General features: G+C 48.5%; 14 protein-coding genes and 1 other RNA gene. 6 read left to right on the top strand and 9 right to left on the bottom strand.

Annotated features, from left to right (window positions below; translation table 11 throughout):
- Window positions 1-6: 6 nt before the first annotated feature.
- Together V5J35_RS08940 and V5J35_RS08935 are read left to right on the top strand one after the other, a co-directional pair.
- Complete coding sequence (locus V5J35_RS08940; RefSeq protein WP_354010918.1) at window positions 7-2,127, top strand: alpha-galactosidase; 2,121 nt, start codon at window positions 7-9, stop codon at window positions 2,125-2,127.
- A gap of 356 nt (window positions 2,128-2,483) precedes the next feature.
- A complete protein-coding gene (locus tag V5J35_RS08935) occupies window positions 2,484-3,794 on the top strand; it encodes a carbohydrate porin (protein ID WP_354010917.1) in 1,311 nt (436 codons plus the stop codon).
- A gap of 282 nt (window positions 3,795-4,076) precedes the next feature.
- Here V5J35_RS08935 and V5J35_RS08930 read toward each other — a convergent pair whose 3' ends face one another.
- The 5 genes from V5J35_RS08930 to V5J35_RS08910 form a co-directional block, all read right to left on the bottom strand.
- On the bottom strand, window positions 4,077-4,724 hold the full coding sequence (locus tag V5J35_RS08930; protein ID WP_354016319.1) for a hypothetical protein: 648 nt from the start codon (window positions 4,722-4,724) through the stop codon (window positions 4,077-4,079).
- Between the two features lie 474 nt (window positions 4,725-5,198).
- Window positions 5,199-6,245 (bottom strand): hypothetical protein, encoded by a 1,047-nt coding sequence (locus V5J35_RS08925; protein ID WP_354010915.1) that lies wholly within the window; start codon window positions 6,243-6,245, stop codon window positions 5,199-5,201.
- Window positions 6,246-6,489: 244 nt separating this feature from the next.
- On the bottom strand, window positions 6,490-8,412 hold the full coding sequence (gene dxs / locus V5J35_RS08920; RefSeq protein ID WP_354011382.1) for a 1-deoxy-D-xylulose-5-phosphate synthase: 1,923 nt from the start codon (window positions 8,410-8,412) through the stop codon (window positions 6,490-6,492).
- A 343-nt stretch (window positions 8,413-8,755) separates the two neighbouring features.
- On the bottom strand, window positions 8,756-9,655 hold the full coding sequence (gene ispA, locus V5J35_RS08915; protein WP_354010914.1) for a (2E,6E)-farnesyl diphosphate synthase: 900 nt from the start codon (window positions 9,653-9,655) through the stop codon (window positions 8,756-8,758).
- Window positions 9,656-9,658: 3 nt separating this feature from the next.
- Entirely contained in the window at window positions 9,659-9,910 is a 252-nt protein-coding gene (locus V5J35_RS08910) for an exodeoxyribonuclease VII small subunit (RefSeq protein ID WP_354010913.1), read from the bottom strand.
- Between the two features lie 120 nt (window positions 9,911-10,030).
- Here V5J35_RS08910 and V5J35_RS08905 point away from each other — a divergent pair, with 120 nt between their 5' ends.
- Window positions 10,031-10,603: a cyclic di-GMP-binding domain-containing protein, MshE-related gene (locus V5J35_RS08905; protein ID WP_354010912.1), complete on the top strand. Its 573-nt coding sequence runs from the start codon at window positions 10,031-10,033 to the stop codon at window positions 10,601-10,603.
- A 123-nt stretch (window positions 10,604-10,726) separates the two neighbouring features.
- On the opposite strand, the gene V5J35_RS08900 is transcribed toward V5J35_RS08905, so the two are convergent.
- Together V5J35_RS08900 and V5J35_RS08895 are read right to left on the bottom strand one after the other, a co-directional pair.
- A complete protein-coding gene (locus V5J35_RS08900; protein ID WP_354010911.1) occupies window positions 10,727-12,193 on the bottom strand; it encodes an alanine/glycine:cation symporter family protein in 1,467 nt (488 codons plus the stop codon).
- A 432-nt stretch (window positions 12,194-12,625) separates the two neighbouring features.
- Complete coding sequence (locus V5J35_RS08895) at window positions 12,626-14,161, bottom strand: alanine/glycine:cation symporter family protein (protein ID WP_354016318.1); 1,536 nt, start codon at window positions 14,159-14,161, stop codon at window positions 12,626-12,628.
- 365 nt (window positions 14,162-14,526) lie between these two features.
- Between V5J35_RS08895 and V5J35_RS08890 the strand changes: the two genes are divergently transcribed.
- The 3 genes from V5J35_RS08890 to V5J35_RS08880 all read left to right on the top strand — a co-directional run bounded on the left by V5J35_RS08890 (window position 14,527) and on the right by V5J35_RS08880 (window position 19,748).
- Entirely contained in the window at window positions 14,527-15,972 is a 1,446-nt protein-coding gene (locus V5J35_RS08890; RefSeq protein WP_354016317.1) for a carbon starvation CstA family protein, read from the top strand.
- 496 nt (window positions 15,973-16,468) lie between these two features.
- Entirely contained in the window at window positions 16,469-17,377 is a 909-nt protein-coding gene (locus V5J35_RS08885; protein ID WP_354010907.1) for a methyltransferase domain-containing protein, read from the top strand.
- 499 nt (window positions 17,378-17,876) lie between these two features.
- A complete protein-coding gene (locus V5J35_RS08880; RefSeq protein ID WP_354010906.1) occupies window positions 17,877-19,748 on the top strand; it encodes an endo-beta-N-acetylglucosaminidase in 1,872 nt (623 codons plus the stop codon).
- A gap of 55 nt (window positions 19,749-19,803) precedes the next feature.
- Here the strand turns inward: V5J35_RS08880 and V5J35_RS08875 are convergent, their stop codons facing one another.
- Both V5J35_RS08875 and ssrA read right to left on the bottom strand, forming a co-directional pair.
- Entirely contained in the window at window positions 19,804-20,721 is a 918-nt protein-coding gene (locus tag V5J35_RS08875; RefSeq protein ID WP_354010905.1) for a drug/metabolite transporter, read from the bottom strand.
- A 241-nt stretch (window positions 20,722-20,962) separates the two neighbouring features.
- Window positions 20,963-21,367: a transfer-messenger RNA gene (ssrA, locus tag V5J35_RS08870) on the bottom strand.
- Between the last annotated feature and the right edge of the window lie 3 nt (window positions 21,368-21,370).

Here is a 21,370-nt window from a genome sequence, read left to right as displayed (position 1 = left end):
GCCGTTATGACTAAACCATTGATCCATCTGAGTACCGATACGACCAGCGTACTCATCAAGGCTGACCAGCGTTTGCCCGAGATGTTGTACTGGGGTAAAAAACTGCCCGAAGGCACTGATCTTGAAGGTTATTTTCACGGTAACCACCGCCCGGTGCCTCAGGCTCGTATTGATACGGATACCGTGTTGTCTCTGTGCCCCGAACACGCCCGTGGCCTGTTTACCTCTCCGGGTCTTGAGGGCAGTCGGCAGGGCAATAACTGGTCGCCAGAGTTTACGGTTGAGGAAGCTCTGCAACAGAAAAACAGTGTCGTGTTTTCCTGTCGTGATCCAAGGGCTGAGCTGAAACTGTCTATCCATCTGACACTGAATACGGCAACAGACGTTCTGGAATCTCATCTGGAACTGACCAATGAAGGCAGCACACCTTACCAGCTTCAGAAACTGACCAATACGCTGGCTCTGCCGGTAACAGCCCGTGAAATCCAGTATTTTCAGGGACGCTGGACCCATGAGTTCCAGGCTGAAAGAAAGACGCTGGATCGTGGTGGTTTTACCCTGGAAAATCGTCGTGGGCGTACTTCTCACGAACACTTCCCGGGCATGATGATCGGTGATGCGGGTTTCAGTGAAACAGCGGGTAATGTCTATGGTTTCCACCTTGGCTGGAGTGGTAACCATCGTTTCCATGCCGAGGCAATGAGCGACGGACGTCGTTATCTTCAGGCAGGCGAACTGTTAATGCCGGGTGAAATGACTCTGGCCAGCGGTGAACGTTATACAACACCTACCCTCTACAGTACGTTCAGCTGTGAAGGTCTGAACGGTATCAGTCAGAACTTCCATCGCCATGTGCGGTCCGAGATTGTCTCGTTCCCTGAGCCTGAAAAAGTCCGCCCTGTTCACCTGAACACCTGGGAAGGCATTTACTTTGATCACGATCCGGAATACATCCTGAAAATGGTGAGTGCTTCCGCTGAAATCGGGGTTGAGCGGTTTATCATTGATGATGGCTGGTTCCGTGGACGTCATGGTGACAATGCGGCACTGGGCGACTGGTATCTGGATACCGGCAAGTACCCTGAAGGTTTGCAGCCGATTATTGACTGCGTCAAACAGCATGGCATGGAGTTTGGCCTGTGGTTTGAGCCGGAAATGATCAGCCCGGATTCTGACCTCTACCGTGAGCACCCTGAATGGATGCTGCACACCGAAGGTTATGATCAGGTGACGATTCGCAATCAGTATGTGCTGAACCTGCAAATTCCGGAAGCCTTTGAGTTTATTGCTGGCCGACTGGACGCATTGTTGTCGGAATACGACATTCGTTACATCAAATGGGACATGAACCGGGAACTGGTTCAGCCTACCCATCAGGGTAAGGCAGGCTTCCATGGTCAGGTAGAGGCTTACTACCGTCTGGTGGATTTTGTCAGGGAAAAACACCCGCTGGTGGAAATCGAAACCTGTTCAGGCGGCGGTGGTCGTGTGGATTATGAAGTGCTGCGTCGGACTCATCGTTTCTGGGCATCAGACTGCAACGATGCCCTGGAGCGTCAGGCTATTCAGCGTGGTGCCAGTTACTTCTTCCCACTGGAAATCACCGGTGCGCATATTGGTGCGAAGCTTTGCCATACCACAGGGCGTCAGCATAACGGTCATTTCCGCGGCATAACGGCACTGTTTGGGCATATGGGGGTTGAGCTGGACCCTGCCAGCGCATCGGAAGAAGAGAAGCAGGCTTTTGCCAAATACATTGAACTGCATAAATCCTTCCGGGGTCTTCTGCATACGGGACAGCATTTCCGTTGTGACACCGATGTGAAGGAAACCCAGGCATGGGGTGTGGTGAGTGAGAACCAGCAGGAAGCCCTGCTGATGTATTCACAATTCAAAATGTCGGAATATGCGCTGGCTGCGCCTTTGAAAATACCGGGTTTGAATTCTGACACGACTTACAGGGTAGAAGTGCTGGAAAACAGCTCGACGGATATTTACATGAAGCAGTGTCCGCCCTGGATGAAAGAATCATTCACCATGAGTGGTGCGCTGTTGGAACAGGTTGGATTAATGATGCCTGTTTTACAGCCGGAAAGTTCCTTGTTGATTCGTATTACCGGGGTTTAAACGGTATAGATCGATAATGAGTCATGCATTTCATTGGGTTAAGCATTGAATTGACTGATGAATACATGGCTCATTATTAAAAGCATCGTTATTAACGATAAACAAGCGATCGGTGAAAGTTAAACGTCATTTGCCTTTAATCAATGTTTTAAATTAACGGTTTCACATTTAATTCATGCGGTTGAATGTTTTTTCTTCCTTTGAAGGGTGGCGTCTCTCTTGTTTATACCTTGATATTGCCAGTCAATATTCAATGCGTTGATGAATGGATTTGTCGGATGTTCAAACCCCGGGGAGTGTTTGAATGACCGGTTTATTACAACAAGCCAATACACACAAATTTTTTAGTGGTACCTATGTTAAAAAAGACACTTATTGCTAATGCAGTTTCTTTAGCGGTTTTATGTTCGGCTACTGCTGCTCATGCCAATTTTGGTATTGAGAATGTTCAGACCATGGGTTACGCAAAATGGGGAACGCTTTATACCAACAATAATGACCATAATGGCGGGAAAGGCGAGCGTAACGATGTCGTTCGTGCCGGACAGGGCTATGGTAATTATCGTCTGGGTAACGAACTGAACTGGTGGGAGGCCGGTGTCTCCATGGATCTCTGGCGCGATGGTGACACCTATTTTGATACCACGCTGATGCTGGGCAGTGGTGAAGACTGGGGTGATGTCAGCACCATCCAGATGTGGTCAGCCGGTCATGGTTTGTTTGCCAGCCAGCCTGATGCTTCAGTCTGGATCGGTGAACGTTTTTATCGTCGTCATGAAGTACATCTGGCGGATATCAAATATTGGGATACATCCAGCACCGGTATTGGTATTGAAAACTGGAATATTGGCTTTGGTAATGCTCAGGTCGCCTGGATGTCTCCGGATTCAAGCCCTGACTCAAGACGAGATCATGAAGATGAGTCCAAAAATAATAAACGAACCCTTCATAATATAGACTTGCGTGTGAGTGATATTCAGCTCAGTGATTCGGCTGATCTGGTGGTGGGTGTGAACTATGTTCTGGCACAAAATACAAAATTCAAGACAGAACCGGGCGAGAATGTAACGGACTCAGGCTACATGTTCTCCACCGTGTACCGACAGGGCTGGGCTCATGGTAACAACACATTCGCCTTCCAGTATGGTGTTGATGGTCTGGCGGGTGGACTGATGAGCGCAGAAGGTGGCTCTGATCGTAAATACAGTATTGGTGAAGATCATGACGGTCACAGCTGGCGTGTGTTCAATCACGGTGAAGTGAACGTATCAAAAGACTTTGAGATTATGTACAACGTCGCCTATCAGGATAAGCGACTGGACAACAAGAACGGTGATAAGTGGTTCAGTATTGGTGCCCGTCCTCAATACCAGTGGTCAAACACCATGGCTACTGCACTGGAAGTGGGTTATGAATCGGTCAAAGCACAGAATGGTGCCGGAACCAACGAAATGGCCAAGATCACCCTTGCCCAGATATTCCAGGCGGGTAGTGGTGTCTGGGCAAGACCTTCATTACGGGCTTTCGTAACCTACGCCAAAAAGACAGATGAATGGGATCGCTTTGATACCCATGGCGAGAGCTACCGTTATGGTACTGCTACAGCAATAGACAAGAAGAAGAAAAATGAGCTGATCTTTGGCTTCAATATGGAAACCTGGTGGTAATTCGCTAGCGAATTAACTAAAGCCTGAAAGATAAAAGACCTGTGTCAAAAAAGTTAAGAGGCTGTTGCAGCTTGTTAGCTTGAGTTTGATGCAGGTCATTTTTTGACAGACTTTATTCGCTTGTTATCCCAGATGATCACAGAGTTGCACAGGCTTGGGGTTAAAAGGCTTAAGTCGCTTATGCCTTTTAACGGGGGGAGCCTGCGCCTGTTTTGGAATAAAGAATAAAGCGGAATAAAAAAGTATTTGTTGGGACATTAACGGGTTGGATTCAGTCGGCCGTTAATGTGCTATTGCCTGTTTAATGATAACGTTTCCGGGGCTGAACGTATTGTCAACACCATGAATGATTAATGCGGCTTCCAATAAGGAGGTCTCTGTTTCTGAATTCTCATCGGTTGGTTGATCGGGTATTGTCGCTGAAAGTACCTCGACGTTTGCCGGTAATAAATGATCTCCCGTTGTGCTTTCTATTGGATAAAGCTCACTCAGTTCTTCGCTGTAATGACTTCTTGGAAGTTCAATACTTTGCGTCCAGTGCTCTAACAGTGCTGTTTCTTCGGGATCTCTTGTGTTTCTATAACGCCTGAGTTTATCGGTTGCCGCTGATTTTCTATGATCAGCAGAGTAACCTCTCATGCTTTTCATTATGCGTATCATGATACCGATAACGACGACTGTCCCGGTCACCGCTAAAGCCTGTACTACGACATTGTTTTTTGACTTTCCAGCCTCACTTTTTGTCACTGTTTTGTTATGACCACTGGTTGAAGGGCTTATGGATATCCTGACAGCTGAACCATCGGGTCTCATCGTGGTTAGAACGACAGAGCCTGAAGCGGTAATACTTTTTTTAATGTTCAGGGATGTCGGTGACTGCTGCAACGAATGGTGGCTAAAGGTTGATGACGGAGGCGTTTGCTGAATCATCACAGAATGTTTGCCGGAGCGGGATGTGGCCAGATACTCGGTAAATAGGCCGCCACTGACCGAAGGGGATTCGGCCAGCTTAATTAATCTGAATTGTGAGCTCCCGGAACTGTATGCATAAGGTTGTACTGTATAAACAAGCTGCTGCCTGTCTGAGCTTTTTGTAACCGCAAACGTTTGGTCACGCAGTTTCAGATAACCGGGGGAATAATACCCTTCCAGCTGCACAGACTTAGAATGGGACTTCAATGACTCATGCACATGAGGTGCTGAAGCGATAAGAGCTGATTGAGAAACCAAAAGACAGCCAGACAATGCCAGTACCTTTTTCGATATCATGTTAACCTCCCCTGTAAAATTCGCAGGTTTTTATAGTGCCATTGACTAAAGCCTGAAAGATAAAAGACGCCTGTCAAAAAAGTTAAGGGAAGCCGCAAAGCAGGATATACCCGCTGCTTCCCTTAAGTGAACAGGTCATAATTTAGTTTCTGCCAAGTCTCTTTCATACTCTTCAAATTCACTCAATATCGTCGCGATTGCAATGGCGTCTATTCCCGGTGTAATGCTGTCTATTAGGTTTGTAATTTTGTTTACGAATTTATCCATTTCAATAGCAGAGCTATCAGCGGTAGGAGGTAATAGACTATTTCTCGTGTTGGGTTGCACAGAAACCGTCTGGCAGCTTCCTCCATCAACAGGGTCTGAGGGTTGCATGTTGGTCAATAAGCTTTCAGTTTCTTCGGTTTCTTGTCTACTTTCTTGCTTTTTAGGATTGGTTTTAGCTGACTCCGGGTCTTTGTTTGAGTCAGGGTCCGGACGACTCAGGTTGTAAAGTGAAAAAGTGATTAAGGCCAGAAGGGACACTACGCCTAGTCCCGAGTAAATAAGAGTGGTTTTTGAATATTTGTCTGGATGGACATTTTTTGTTGGCTCTTTACCATTTGTACTATTTCCGGAAATGTTTGCGGTCTTGTTGTTAAAGTTGGAATGGCTCCTTCCGGAAGGAGAGTAGGTAACTTTAACGGTTGAATGGTCCGGCATGGGTGTTGTGTAAGTGACTGAGCCTGAAGCCATTATGCTTTTTTTTATATTGAGAGGAATAGAATAAGCTTGTTGTTGTGGGTATGCAGTATTGGCGTGCCGGGACAGTGGTGGTGTTCGTTCAACGGTAACAATATGATGCCCCGATTCAGTAACAGCGAGATATTCGACAAATGTGCTGCCGCTTACCGAAGGTGATATTGTCAGTTTTTTTAGTTTGATTTGCTGGTTTTTGGAGGTGCTGGTGTAGGGTTGCATAGAATAGACAGTGTATCCCTCTGCCTGAGTTGTTGTAACCGCAAATTTGTCTTTATTGAGTTTCAGGTACCCCGGAGAATAGTGTCCTTTTAATGATGTTGTTGTTATATGGGTGTATGGTGCAGGCTTAGTTGATTGATGGAATTCTGCTGCAGAAACATGAATGGGCAAGCCTGTAAGGTAAGCAGACAATAATAGTGCAAGTACTTTGTTAAATGACATTTTAAATACTCTTTTCTTTTACAGGGTTTAATTTGTATGAGTCGACTTACTCCCAAACCGTCGTGTAAAAAGGTTTTCCAAATGGAATTCCAAAACGAAAATCATTTTATGGAATTACTAAAAGTCAGGATTGCAGAAAGCGATCCTAGCAAGATAGAAGAGAGAATACAGTTTTGCCAAGGCGACAATGAAATTAAAGGTATTTGTAACTGCACCGGCAGTGTTAGCTGCCGGTGGTTATTGGTCAGGATCTGGCTACGTGTGGCAATGCTAAGGTTTGGAGGACTTCTCTGCTTAAGCGATCATTAATCGAATCAACAATACCCTGAGGATCAAGGCCACACTCTTCCAGTTGTTGTGCATGGCTGGCAGCCTCAATGTAACGATCAGGAATACCCAGATTCAGCACCGGTACATTCATCGCCTGCTCATTCAGATATTCATTGACCGCAGAACCTGCCCCGCCACTGATACAGCCTTCTTCGACGGTGACCAGCAACTCATGGTTTTTCACCAGTTCATTAATCAGGCCGGTGTCCATAGGCTTGATAAAGCGCATATTGGCGACAGTGGCGCCTAACTGCTCAGCGGCTTTAAGCGCATTGGTCAGAACGGTACCAAACGCGAGAATCGCCACGCGTTTACCCTGACGGCGAATTTCACCCTTACCGATTTCCAGAGGCTCAAGAGCTTTACTGATCACTGCCCCCGGTCCTGTACCACGAGGATATCGAACCGACGCCGGACCATTAAATTGGTGACCCGTGGTGAGCATCCGGCGGGTTTCATCCTCATCACCGGGTGCCATGATCAGCATATTGGGGATGCAGCGCAGATAGGCAATGTCGTAGCAACCACCATGGGTCGGGCCGTCTTCTCCCACCATGCCTGCGCGGTCTATGGCAAACAGCACATCCAGGTTCTGGACTGCAACATCGTGTACCAGCTGGTCGTAACCCCGTTGCAGGAAGGTGGAGTAAATGGCCACCACCGGTTTCATGCCTTCACAGGCCATGCCCGCTGCCAGTGTGACCGCGTGCTGTTCGGCAATGGCGACATCAAAGTAACGATCCGGGAAGTGTTCGGCAAAGCGGAGCAGGTCTGAGCCTTCGCACATGGCAGGCGTAATGCCAACCAGTTTGTCATCCTGTCCTGCCATATCAAACAGCCACTGTCCGAATACGTTGGCGTACTTAGGCTTTTTCGGAACAACAGGTTTAGGGGCTTGTTGCTTCTGAGGTTCCAGTTTGGTAATGGCATGGTAGCCAATGGGGTCCTGTTCTGCCGGAGCAAACCCTTTACCCTTGCGTGTTACCACGTGCAGGAATTGCGGACCTTCCAGATCTCTCAGGTTTTCCAGCGTATGCAGCAGCATGGGCAGGTCATGACCATCAATAGGGCCAAAATAGTTAAAGCCCATTTCCTCGAACAGCGTGCCGGGAATAATCATTCCTTTAACGTGTTCTTCGGTACGACGGGCCAGCTCCCAGGCATGGGGGATGGAGTTCAGTACCTTTTTGCTGCCTTCACGGATATGGTGATAGGTCTTGCTGGACAGTATCTTGGTAAGGTAATTGGACAACCCACCCACGCTGTGTGAGATGGACATATCGTTGTCGTTCAGTATCACCAGTACATTGGCTTTCTCGTCGGCAGCATGATTCATGGCTTCATACGCCATACCGGCTGTCATCGAACCGTCACCAATAACCGCTACAGTACGACGTTGATCACCCTTGAGTTTGGCAGCAATCGCCATGCCCAGGGCTGCACTGATGGAGGTACTGGAATGTCCAACACCAAAGGTATCGTAAGGGCTTTCACAGCGCTTGGGAAAGGCGGCCAGACCGTCTTTCTGGCGCAGGGTGTTCATGCGCTCTTTACGACCGGTGAGGATTTTGTGGGGATAAGTCTGATGACCTACATCCCAGACCAGACGGTCTTCCGGTGTGTTGAACAGGTAATGCAGAGCTACAGTCAGCTCCACAACACCGAGGCCTGCACCAAAGTGTCCTCCGGTCTGACCGACCGAGTAGAGCAGGAACTCACGCAGTTCCCGGGTCAGCGCAGGCAGGTCGGACACATGGAGAGCGCGAAGTTGCTCGGGCGTGTCGATGTTGTCCAGTAAGGGCGTTTCGGGCCTGGTCTTGGGTATTTCGTGAAACATGTTGTCGCTTGCGATTCGGGCTTCTTCGGGCTTCTTCTGCCTACCAGGGGTCGGCTGCCAGTCGAACATCAGTCAGTTTTTTCCTGAGTTCGTTCTGGCTCAGATACCCCTTCTATGTATCCACCATACGCCTGTAGGTAGGGTTTGGGGAAGAGCTGATATGAATAAACTTCCTGCTCAGGAAATTGAAAAAAATCGGTTGAATCCAACTTTTATAGCTCATTACTGCCGATTGTACCTGAACCTTTGTCGATAAGGCACTCCCGGATCAGGAGCCGAAATCTGCTACATCCTTGCTGGAGTCTTATTGGGTAAGAATGCAGCAGCTTAAAACATCAACAGCCTAATGAGAGCGGTGAATAATATACTCCGCCAACTGACGAAGCACAGAAGCCCGTTCGTCGAAGTCTTTGATGGCATCAATGGCGCTGTCACACAGTGACCGGGCATAAGCCTGAGCTTCTTCAAGCCCCATGAGGGAGACATAAGTCGGCTTGTCGAGTGCAAGGTCTGCGCCCTGCTGTTTCCCCAGAGTTTTGGTATCAGCAACAACATCCAGAATGTCGTCCTGTACCTGAAAGGCCAGGCCAATGGCTTTGGCGTAGTGATCCATTTGTTCCAGCTGATCCACAGGCGTAAAACGATGGCTCAGTGCGCCCATTTGCACACTGGCGCGAATCAGTGCGCCGGTTTTGTGGTTGTGCATGTGCTGCAGCTGATCGGCTGTCAGGGGTTTACCAACAGAATGAAGGTCTTTCGACTGTCCACCCGCCATGCCCGCATGACCTGAGGCTTCTGCCAGACAGCGCAGCTGTTTCAGTCTGGATTCGGCCGAATAATCGCCTTCCGGTATCAGAAGAGGGTTGCACAGGGTTTCAAACGCCAGGGTCTGCAGAGCATCACCGGCAAGAATCGCGGTGGCTTCATCAAAGGCTTTATGGCAGGTGGGTTTGCCACGGCGCAGGTCATCGTCGTCCATGGCGGGCAGGTCATCGTGAACCAGTGAATAAGCATGAATCAGTTCAACCGCACAGGCGGGCGCGTCGGCAGACGAGTGATCGCCCCCCACTGCCCGGTTGGCGGCATAGGCTAACACCGGACGAATCCGTTTGCCGCCATTGAAGACCGAGTAGGCCATGGCTTCAACCAGTTGCAGGCTGATATCACTGCTGGCAGGAATAACCTGTCGCAACCTGTCATCGACCCGCTGCTGGCAGCTGGTTATGTAATCCTTAAGGGTCATGGCTTATTTTCCTTCCTCTCCTTCAAGAGGTTCGAAAGGACGGGTTTCCAGTTGACCATTATTGTCCAGCAGTTGTTGTACCGTCTGTTCTGCCTCGGTTAAAGCCTGCTGGCATTCTCTGGTGAGCCTGACGCCTTTTTCAAAAGCTTTGAGAGACTGTTCCAGTGTCAGGTCTCCGGATTCCATCTGTTGAACCAAAGATTCCAGCTCACTGAGCGATTTTTCGAAGGCAAAGCCCTGGTTTTTTTCTGGCATGCTGAGAGCCTGTTCGTCGTTCCGGCAGTCAACCGGGTTACAACAGTTATAAGCAACAGTTGTAACCCGGTTGGTCGATAACTTTTCCGTAATCTTGCAAAACGGGAGTTTGCATCAGTTATGGATAATGTAAATCGGGCAGAAGCATACCACAAATCAAGGCTTGGGCGGATTCTGCTGAAACGGGGTTATGTTTCGGAAGCGCAGCTGGAAAAGGCCACCGAGCTGCAGAAACAGACCGGGAAGCGATTGGGAGAGGTGTTGCTTGAGATGAAGGATATTTCCCTTTTTCAGTTACGAAGGGCGCTTTCCAACCAGACACGGATTCGTTTTGCGTCTTCTCTGGCCATTGCTCTGCTGCAACCGTTGCAGGTACTGGCCGGGCTACAGGGTGAAGATGATTCGGATGAAGCGGTACAGGGAACAGATCAGCTTACCCGGCTTATCGCGCCTCTGATTAATTCACTGACGACGGCCGATGGTTTTCAGGCGCTGGAGTACGACCCGTATGATGCAAGGGCTGAGATTCGCGCCGATGGCTCCATTCGACTGAGGATACCCTGTTCACTGGGCGAGTTAAGGTTTGAGCATTTGCGCATCCGGGCTTCAGCCACCCAGGAATATGAAGAGCTGACGATTGCGGATGTGGACCTCAGTAAAGCGAAGTTCTCGGTCAGAGCTGTACGAAAGTAGTCGTTTTTTAAAAGGTAAAAGAAAAGGGTGCGACAGCACCCTTTTCTCTATCAAACAGCACGAACCGGACGGTGCTGTCTGATTAGCGATCTGCCTGAATCAGCGATCTGCCTGAATCAGCGATCAGTCAGCGACAAAAGCCGGCTTTACGTCGATTGGGGCAGCGCCTGCAGTAGAGCTGTTGTTGTGTTCCTGCCAGACATCTTTATCCATGGTTTTATCCAGGAACGGGAACTTGCTGCGGTTGAAGACCGGAGTCATACCGCTGTCCAGCTGTTCGTCGTAGTCTTTCAGCACCTGAATCACGATGCTGGACAGAACGCAGATAGCGACCATGTTGATCAGTGCCATAACACCCATGGAAACGTCAGCAAAGTTCCATACGGTTGGCAGACTGCTCACAGAACCCCAGATTACCATTGCCAGTACCGCAACACGGTAAGCGATCAGGACACCTTTGTTGTCGATGATGAAACGCAGGTTGGATTCGCCGTAGTAGTAGTTAGCAATGATGGAAGTGAAGGCAAACAGCAGAATAGCCAGTGCTACCAGATGACCACCCCAGGAACCCACCTGAGAAGACAGGGCTGCCTGAGTCAGTTCGATACCGGTCAGTCCGCTGTCCAGCATACCGGACATCAGGATGATAGCAGCTGTTGCGGTACATACGACGATGGTATCGAGGAATACACCCAGCATCCCCATCAGACCCTGGTTAACCGGGTGTGTGGAATGCGCAGCAGCGGCAGCGTTTGGAGAACTACCCATACCCGCTTCGTTAGAGAACAGGCCACGTTTGATACCGTTCACAACCGCTGCACCAATGGCACCTCCAGCAGCGGATTCAAAACCGAAGGCGCTGCGGAAGATCAGGCTGAATACGGCAGGTAGTTCAGTGACATTCATCAGTACAACAATGAGTGCAATCGCCAGATAACCCAGAGCCATCACAGGAACGATCATTTCCGCTACTTTGGAGATAGAACGGATACCACCGAAAATAATCAGCGCGCTGACAACGGCCAGAGCAATACCGATCAGACTTGGCTCAATACCGTAACCGCTGAATGCCGCAGCAATAGAGTTAGACTGAACACTGTTGAACGCGAAGCCGAACGCGATGATCAGGGAAATGGAGAAGGTGACACCCAGCCAGCGCTGGCCCAGGGCTTTTTCAATGTAATAAGCCGGACCGCCACGATATGTGCCGTCGCCATTGTTGGTTTTGTAAATCTGTGCCAGAACGTTTTCTGCCAGACTGGTTGCCATGCCCAGCAGTGCAATGAACCACATCCAGAATACTGCACCTGCGCCACCGAGATAGATTGCTACGGCTACACCGGCCATGTTACCGGTACCGATACGGGCTGCGAGACTGGTACAGAAAGCCTGGAAAGGAGAGATCTGGGATTTGTCAGCCGTGATGCGGCTACCCATCATGGTTTTGATGGCAAGGCCAAAGCGACGGAACTGAACAAAACGGGTGCGAACAGTGAAGAAAATACCGCCACCGACCAGGAGGTAGATCAGCACGCTGCCGTAAAGCAAGTCATTCAGCGAATCAATGATTGGTGCAATAAATTCGTTCATAAGGTTCTCAGAGTTGTTGGTATCCCTCCGAGTTTTATTTCAAATACTTTTTGAAAACATTAGTGAATGACCGTGAATGCCTTGGTGTATGTACTTATCGGGTGGTCGTGCAGATTTCAGGAATTGAAGCGGGGCATGCTGCGGGTACTACTGTGTGACTGGAAAAGCTGGTTGTACGTCACGCGTCGCCCTTGTTGGTATTTGTGATTAGTCGTATAGGTATTGGCGTGTAGGTTGTGCGTAGATTGCGCATTGGCTATAAAGGGCAATAAAGAGTGGTTTTTAAGAAGTTTTTGGTTAAAAAAACTGCATTTGGTAGCTAAGCCACAAGAAAATAGTAAGAATAAAAAAAATGCAGATATAAACTATTTCTGTGACACCTTGTTAACATGTGTCGCAGAAATAGTTTTTGCTTGTTGATCTGTTAGCAGTTCAGAAACGGTCAGGAAGTTGATCAATGTTCTGAATATCTTTGGGTGAAGCCGCTTCTGATGAAGTTGTTTCGGGTGAAGTGCTGAAGCCTCCCTCATCAGAGTCATCTGACTCATCAGAGCCGGAAGCCCAGACATCGTTATCCATTGTCTGGTGCAGGAAAGGAAAGTTCCTGCGATTAAAAACCGGTGTTTTTCCTGCCTGTAACTGCCGGTCATAATCTTTCAGCACCTGCAGTGCGGGACCTGACAGTAAAACAATAACCACCAGATTGATTAATGCCATAAGCCCCATGGAAAGGTCCGCCAGAATCCATACGGACTCAAGACTGCTGACAGCACCCAGATAAACCAGTGTCACCACGATCAGGCGGTATAGAAATAACAGCTTTCGGTTGTTCTTCATGAACAAAAGGTTGGATTCACCGTAGTAATAATTAGCCACGACCGACGTAAAACCAAACAGAATAACGGCACCGGTAATGAACCACTGACCCCAAGGGCCTACAATACTGCCCAGCGAAGCCTGGGTCAGTTGAATACCATTCAGGGTATTACCGGTTTCCAGCTGGCCCGACAAGAGTACGATGGCGGCTGTTGCAGTGCAGATAACAATGGTGTCGATAAACACGCTGGTCATGGAGATAATACCCTGGGCTGCCGGGTGGTGTGGCCAGGGTGTTGCGGTTGCGGCGGCGTTTGGGCCACTGCCCATACCCGCTTCGTTGGAGAACAGCCCCCGTTTTACCCCCTGCATAATGGCCTGGGCAACGGAGTAACCGATACCCCCGCCAACAGCCTGCTCAAGACCAAAGGCATGACTGATAATCAGGGAAAAAACCGCAGGAATATCTTCCAAACGCATCAGGACAACGACAATAGCGATCAGGAAATAAGCCAGTGCCATAAATGGCACAACGATCTCTGCAAACCGGGTGATGGTATGAATGCCCCTGAAGATAATGAGACTGGTGATCAGTGCAAAAAACAACCCGATATATTCGATGCTGATATCGCTGTGAACAGAAACAGATGCAGCCACCGAGTTTGCATGCACCATGTTAAAGACAAAGCCAAAAGTAATCAGCAGCAGGGATGAAAACAGCATGCCCAGCCAGCGCAGTCCCAGAGCCTTTTGGATGTAATAGGCGGGACCACCACGGAAAGTGCCATCATTATTGTTGGTCTTATAAAGCTGAGCAAGCGTGTTTTCTATATAGCTGGACGACATGCCCAGCAGAGCCACCACCCACATCCAGAAAACAGCACCCGGTCCTCCGATATAAATAGCAATAGCCACCCCGGCAAGGTTACCGGCACCCACATGAGCTGCAAGACTGGTACACAAAGCCTGAAAGGAGGAAATTTCGTTTTTTGCGGTACGCCTGGAAGCAAACATGATTTTCCAGGCGTGAATGAAATGGCGAATCTGAACAAACCGGCTACGCAGTGTAAAGTAGACACCTGCACCCAGTAGCAGATAGATAAGAATGTAGCCCCAGAGTACCGATGTGATGGCATTAATCATACCGCTCATAAATGTATCCCGATATTTCAACACCCGAGAAGCTTAGCAGATAGAATTTGACCGATAGTTCCGATAGTTCAGATAGTTCCGGTAGTTGAAAAGCTATGCTAATTAATAGCAAAAAATTATCAACTGTCTATTTCTAGCTCCTAATTTTTATCGGTCCTTATCGTTTCAGCGACTATTTTTATTCGAGAATTATTAATATGCGTGCTGATCGAGACCATGTTTTTGCTGTAAGCCTGAGATTGCTGTAAGCCATTTCATCCGGAGCCCAGAGCTGAAGTCATTGGTATCATTGAAGGCCGCGGCGAGAGGAAGTGCCGGAATCAGAGAAGCCGAGCCTTCATTTATGTATTCCGGAGGTTCTGGTTATGGTGAGTTTTAGTTGTGCCTTATTGGCATTGATAACGGGCTATGTATTGTATGGCTCAGTGGTGGAAAAAGCGTTTGGGGCCGACTCTACACGAACAACACCGGCTTACGAGCTAACAGACGGTGTTGATTTTGTTCCTTTAAGCTGGCCAAAAATCTTTCTGATTCAGTTTCTTAATATTGCCGGACTTGGTCCAATATTTGGTGCCATTCTGGGGGCGTTGTACGGTCCGGCAGCGTTTATCTGGATTGTCTTTGGCTGCATTTTTGCCGGTTCGGTTCACGACTATTTCTCTGGCATGATGTCGCTTCGCCATGAAGGCAAAAGCATTCCGGAAGTGGTAGGCATTTATCTTGGCTCACACGTCCGGCAGTTTATGAGGGTTATGTCTATTGTATTGCTGCTGCTGGTCGGAGTGGTCTTTATGGTGGGGCCTGCGTCACTGCTGAGTAATCTGGGCTTTGACGGTGTGTTCGCTGACAAGTCATTCTGGCTGGCGGTTATTATTGGTTACTATTTCGTTGCCACTATTTTGCCGGTCGATAAGCTGATTGCCAGAATCTACCCCCTGTTTGCACTGGCGTTGTTATTTATGGCGGTGGGGATTGCTGTCATGCTGGTCTTCAATGACCTGCCGGTACCAGAGGTCGGAACGGCTTCCAACCATCCTGCCGGTTTGCCGGTATGGCCGATGCTGTGTATCACTATAGCCTGCGGTGCCATCAGTGGTTTTCATGCGACTCAGTCACCTTTAATGGCACGGTGTATTCCCAATGAAACCGTTGGTCGACGTGTATTTTATGGTGCAATGGTTGCTGAAGGCGTCGTGACGTTGATATGGGCTGCTGCGGCCATGGCCTTTTTTCCGAACGGCATTGAAGGACTGTCGGATGTGTTGGATAAAGGCGGTCCGTCACTGGTGGTCAATGAAGTGGCGATCGGATTGATGGGAAGCTTTGGTGGCATGCTGGCTATTCTGGGCGTCATCGCCTGTCCGATTACCTCAGGCGACACGGCTTTCAGAAGCCTGAGGCTGATTTTTGCTGATATGCTGAACATCCGTCAAATTCATATCTTTCACCGGCTGGTTCTGGCAGTTCCGGTTTTTGTGGCGGGTTACCTGCTGACGCTGGTCGACTTTTCAATTATCTGGCGCTACTTCGCCTTTTCCAATCAGGCACTGGCTACAGTTGTTTTATGGACAGCAGCCGTTTATATGGTCACTCAGGACAGAAACTTCTGGATTCCTCTGGCTCCGGCTGTGTTTATGACCGGAGTGTGTTCAACTTATATTCTGATGGCGCCTGAAGGTCTTGCGGTGTCCTCATCAGTTGCCTGGCCTGCCGGTGTGCTGGTTGCTCTGACAGCAGGTCTGCTGTTTATTCTTAAAGCCTCCGGAAAGCGCCAGCAAAGTGATGAAATGGATTTAGCATTTTCGCCGTAAGCCCCTTACTTTGAGTGAGGGGATATAAGGCCGGAGTCCGCAAGGACTCCGGTTGAGTATTTGCACTTATCTGTTAGTATTCTACACAGGTCTGTCTCAAAGCCAGAGACTAGCGGTGACGAAAACCAAGCGCTGCGAATAAAAAAATCAAGGCAGAGTATCTGCCTGTTGGGCTAGAAGACCCGCGAAAGTCGTTATTGAAACGCATCGTAGAGGGAACCGTATAGATACCCAACAAATCAAACAAAGACCTTTAAAGCCGGAAGGGCTGTCCGGTTCTGCTGATGGAGGCTTCTGTGTAAGTCCAGTTACTATCGACTGGCTGTAGCCTGTGAAGTCAGAAGCCTCCTGCTTTAGCTGGAGGAGCAGTCACTGTCATGATTATGCGCTGGAATTCGCCTGTTGATCTCTCTATGATCTAGCCGTGAATGGTCGGGCGAATACTGCCTTGTGCGTCGCTGTCGTATATAAATCTGGGAAATAATAATTTCATCTTATGGCGATACTTTCGTTTTTTCTGGGTATTGGAATCACCTGGCTGGTGATGTCCGGTTTATTGTCCCAGATTATCATGCTACTGGTTCGTATCTGGATTCCTTCTTCTCGCTCTGAAAAGGGAGTCATTGCTGATCAGTGGCTTCTCAACAGTGGTGTTTCCACGTCTTCCCGCTGGCGTCTGCTGGGTTACTGGCACGACACTGCCAGTTATCGCCAGGCCTGTTCAGAGCTGGCAGGTTTAGTGGCTGATAAAGCCTGCCTGTCGAATCAGGACAAAGTTCTGGATATGGGCTTTACCAGCTATGACCAGTTACTGGTCTGGCTTGACTACTACCAGGTCGAAGCACTCACAGCGGCTACAGAATCTGAACGAATTCTTGCCGACGCGCATGACTACTGTGGTCACTTCAGTCAGTTAAATCTGGAGCGTGGCAGTGTCCCGATTATGCAGCGTCTTGAAGAAGGATGCTTCGATAAGGTTCTGGCACTGGACTGCGCTTACCACATGAAAAACAAGAAAGCGTTTTTTCAACAGGCTCGACGGGTGCTGCGTCAGGGTGGTTCAGTGACCTTAACCGATATGATGCTGGCCCGGCCTTTTAAAGACCGCTTTGAACAGCGGCTGGTGACCCTGATGGCCAGAACCTGTGGTATTCCTGTAACGGGGTTGTATGTGAAACAGGTTTATGAATCGATGCTGAGCACTTGTGGCTTTGAAGATGTTCAGATGACCGACATCAGTGAAGATGTCCTTTCGGGCTTCTGCTTCTGGTTTTCTCAGCACTACGGACACCTGTCTTCGGTAACTCGTTCAAAGGTCTGGATTCGCCTCCGTCTACTGGTCTGGTTTATTCGCTGGATGCAGCATCGGGGATTGCTTCGTTACCATCTGATTTCGGCGAAATGATAATACCAATCGCACTTTCAAAATCCCCTATTGCGCAGCCATTTGAGTCCAATATTCTGCGTTGGGGATCGTCGCCATAGCTATTACCCTGAAGGGCATAAAGCCTATGACTCCTCACCCCGCCTTTATGCCCTTCAGGGTATTGCCTATTGGACTCAAATGGCTTGCTCATAACGGGGTTTGAAAGTTTGATTGGTATAAGTTGTTCATAACTTTCCCTTGCACAAGGTTATTCACAGCTTCTGTGGATAACCTTGTGATCATTTTTGGGATAGTCCTTCAGACCCCACTCCACCTAGTACTAACGTTTTATTGTTCAAAAAATGAGCAAAAATGCTTCGAGCTGTCGTCTTGCTGATTAACATACTGATAAATAAGTAATTATTTAAATTAATTCACTGCTGTTTGCCCCGGTATATAACAGAATACTGTGGGCTTCATTGAACTATTCCTGATCCTTCCGGTCACTTTTAGTGTCTTAATCCCTGTGGAAAATAAAATGAAAACAAGGCAAAGGATCGCTTCAATTTGGGTTTGTCTGCTGTTAAACCCGTTTTTCATAAAAGCATCTGAGATCAGCCTGATGCCGGTTTCTCCTGCCTGGCAGATAGACGATCTGGCTGAATGGTTGCCGCTCACTCCCTACTGGCTGAATGATAACCGCTCTTTCGTACCTCTGAAGAAGCGACCGCTCCGCTTTGGCCGTCAAACAATGATCTTTCATTCGCAAACTACTAGCGGGCAGCTGGCACAGGGAGTGCCGTATGCGCAGTTCAGTGTTTTTACAAACTGGCAGTTGGCAGATATTTTTGTGTACTGGGCAGGCTCTAAACAGGAAGGCATTGTTGTTCCTCCCCCGGTTTACTGGATTGAGCAGGGGCATAAGAACGGGGTGCCTGTTTATGGCGTAGTCAATTTGCAACCTTTGAAATATGGAGGTGAGTATTCGAACCTGCAGAAATTACTGATCAAAAATGAAGATAATGGAACATTTCCTCTTGCTGACCGGTTGATTGCTATAGCCGAGACACTCGGCTTCGACGGGTGGTTTATCAATCAGGAGACAGAAGGCGGGAGCAGTGAATATGCACTCAGGATGGCTGAGTTCCTGCGGTATTTTATGGAGCGTTCTCCGAAGCATATCAGTCTGATCTGGTACGATGCGATGACGAAAAATGGAAAGATTAACCATCAGGGAGTATTGAACACATTAAATCATCTGTTTTTCTGGGCTATTAACCCCTCTCCCGGAACGGGCAGGATGATGATTGACTATCGTTGGAACGAACATTCACTGTTATGCGATCATCACGAATCATACCAGTGGGAAGACTCTTATCTTTTTTATGGCATTGATGCTCATTGGGAAAAATATATAACGCCTCGTTTCAAGAGCCTGGCATCCAGACATCGAAACCTGGCACTATTCGCCAGCAACTGGCACTTTAACAACGATGCGCTACCGTCCCAAAACTACGAGACTGCTCAGAACTATTGGCGGGGAACAGATGGGGGAGACTGGCCTGGTGTCTGTTCGCTTGTTGATTCAAAACCGATGATTCACAGCATGCCGTTTTCGACTGACTTCAACAGGGGGCAGGGTGGCTCGTTTTATTACCACAGGGGGCAACCTCTCGAAGTGTTAACCGCTTCAGGTTATGGCTGGACTCAGCCTCAGCAGCAAACCCCCTTACCTGATACATGTGGTCAAAAAAATCGAAACGCCAGGCTGGATGTTAAAAGTGTAGATATAACAGGATTTCAAGGCAGTGGCGCTATTCGACTGACGCCAGCTTCCTCATCAGAAAGCAGGATAGATTTATTTTCGGCAAGCTACCGCTTGCAGGGAGATGAGGAAATATTTCTGACTTATAAGCACAGCAATGATGGCGTGTATCCAATAATAGAGCTTCAGCTGTCCTATGGACTGAGTAAGGAGCTTTATCTGCCCACATGTGATAAGAATTGGTGTACCGCATCTCTGGGGCTGGGAGAGCTGTTGGGACAAATGCTGCAGTCAGTAGCGGTGAAAATTCCTGCTGGTTTTGCGCCATCAGTTCTTGATATTGGTCAGCTTAAACTGTTTAAGGAGGCAACACTGATGGCAGAGCCTCCTGGCGTCTGGATTTCAGAGCAGCAAACATACAACAACAGGCAGCAGATCAGGGTGAGCTGGAAAGAGAACAGTAATGCTGATCACTATTTACTGTTTACACTTGACCACAATGCACAACCTGAAAAGTTTATCGGGCAAACTCATCACACCTCCTGGGTCATTGATATTCCGGAAAATATCAGCATAAATCGCATAGGTGTTTTGCCTGTCAGCATAGAAGGCAGCCAGGGGATAATGGGGATAATAGATATTTGAAGCCACTGGCCGCCCGTCTGACAAAAACTATTTTGTATGTGCATGGCTCAGTTCATCAAAAACTGATCATGACCAACCCGAGCACCAACAATACGACGCCACAGCATTTTGGTGCCGGGGCGCTTTCGTGAAGCCAGAAAACTCCCATCAACACACCGATGGGTATGCTGGCCTGGCGCAGCGCAACGACATAGCTCACATTATCGACAAACGCCATAGCGGACAGCGCAAGAATATAGGTAAGGGCAATAAACAGGCCATTCTTGAACAGTAGGCTGAACAGTAGCCGGGTGTTGTCTTGTAGCAGACCTTTTACCTGTCGCCTTTGTGCTGGCCAGCAACTGACCAGCAGGAACAGGCTTAGCCCGGTTCCTCCCATTTGCAGAATAATATAAATGATTGCAACCCAGTAAGGTTTCCCAGGTATATCCAGCTCCTGTCGAATGAGTGACATAGCATGGTCGTCTATCACGGAGTAGCCTGCGGTTCCCAGAGCCGCAAGGAATGCCCAGAAAACGATATGCTTCTGGTAGCGCTTAATTGCATCCCGCTGGAAACTGCTGAGTGGCAGCAATAAACCGCCAGCGACAACCAGCATCATTCCGACTATTGCCTGATTAGACAACGCAGCTCCGGTTCCCGCCATTGCTACCATAGGAGGAACCAGCAAGACTGGCATAGCCCGGGAAAGGGGGTACATGATGGACATGTCGCCTTTCTGGTAGCCAATGCCCAGGCCGGTATAATAGATTCCCTGACAGACAGAGCTAAGAGCCAGCAGCAGCCAGGTTTCCGGAGTGATGACCGACAAAATGTCGTGTCGCCACACCAGTATCGGAGAGGCCACCGAAAAGACAAGAAAAGACGTCACCATAAAGGCTGCCGGGGAAGGCGAGAATTTTTTGCCCCGATAGTTCCAGAGAGCATGCAGGAATGAAGAGACGAGTATGAGCAGGAAGGCAGTTAATGTCATTGTTGTTGGTCGTTATTAGTGTGGAATTAACTTGAAAATAACTTGAGTATAATTTACCCAGAACTCTCTCAATTGACAGTACCTGAGTTTGAGCTGATTGACGAAATACATACAGAGTCGTTTATTCTATTGGATGTATACGACAAATATATTTCAATTAAGAATTCTTTAAATCAGATGAGAAAGTACTAAAAAGCCTCGCAGATCAACGATCTGCGAGGCTTTGTTCATAGAGGAAAAGTGGTGGAGGCGGCGGGATTTGAACCCGCGTCCGCCGATTCGCAGCCTTTGGCTCTACATGCTTAGATCCACCTTTAAGTTTAACTCTGTAACGACCCAGTGGTCGGGGTTCTACAAAGCGATCCTCACTGGTTTTAGCCCGTCAGCCAGAGGACTGCTGAACGTGGCGAGTCCGCTTACGATGACAGTCTGAAAAACCGGCCAGCGAACGAACCGGACAGACTGGAAGTATCGTAGTGTTTAGTTACGATTAAGCAGCAAAGGCGAACTTACGTTCGTCAGCTGCAACTTCAAACTTGTCGCTATTGGCAACTAGTTAGGTTGTAGTGTTTTGATTAACGAGAACCACTACGTCCTCGGCATGCACCTCAGGGTTTGATACCGTCGTCGAATCCGAATCGCCCCCGTC

This window comes from Endozoicomonas sp. NE40 (genome assembly GCF_040549045.1).
Lineage (GTDB): Bacteria > Pseudomonadota > Gammaproteobacteria > Pseudomonadales > Endozoicomonadaceae > Endozoicomonas_A > Endozoicomonas_A lisbonensis.
The sequence above is the reverse complement of the archived record's forward strand: the minus strand, read 5'-3'. Positions and strand labels throughout refer to the sequence as shown.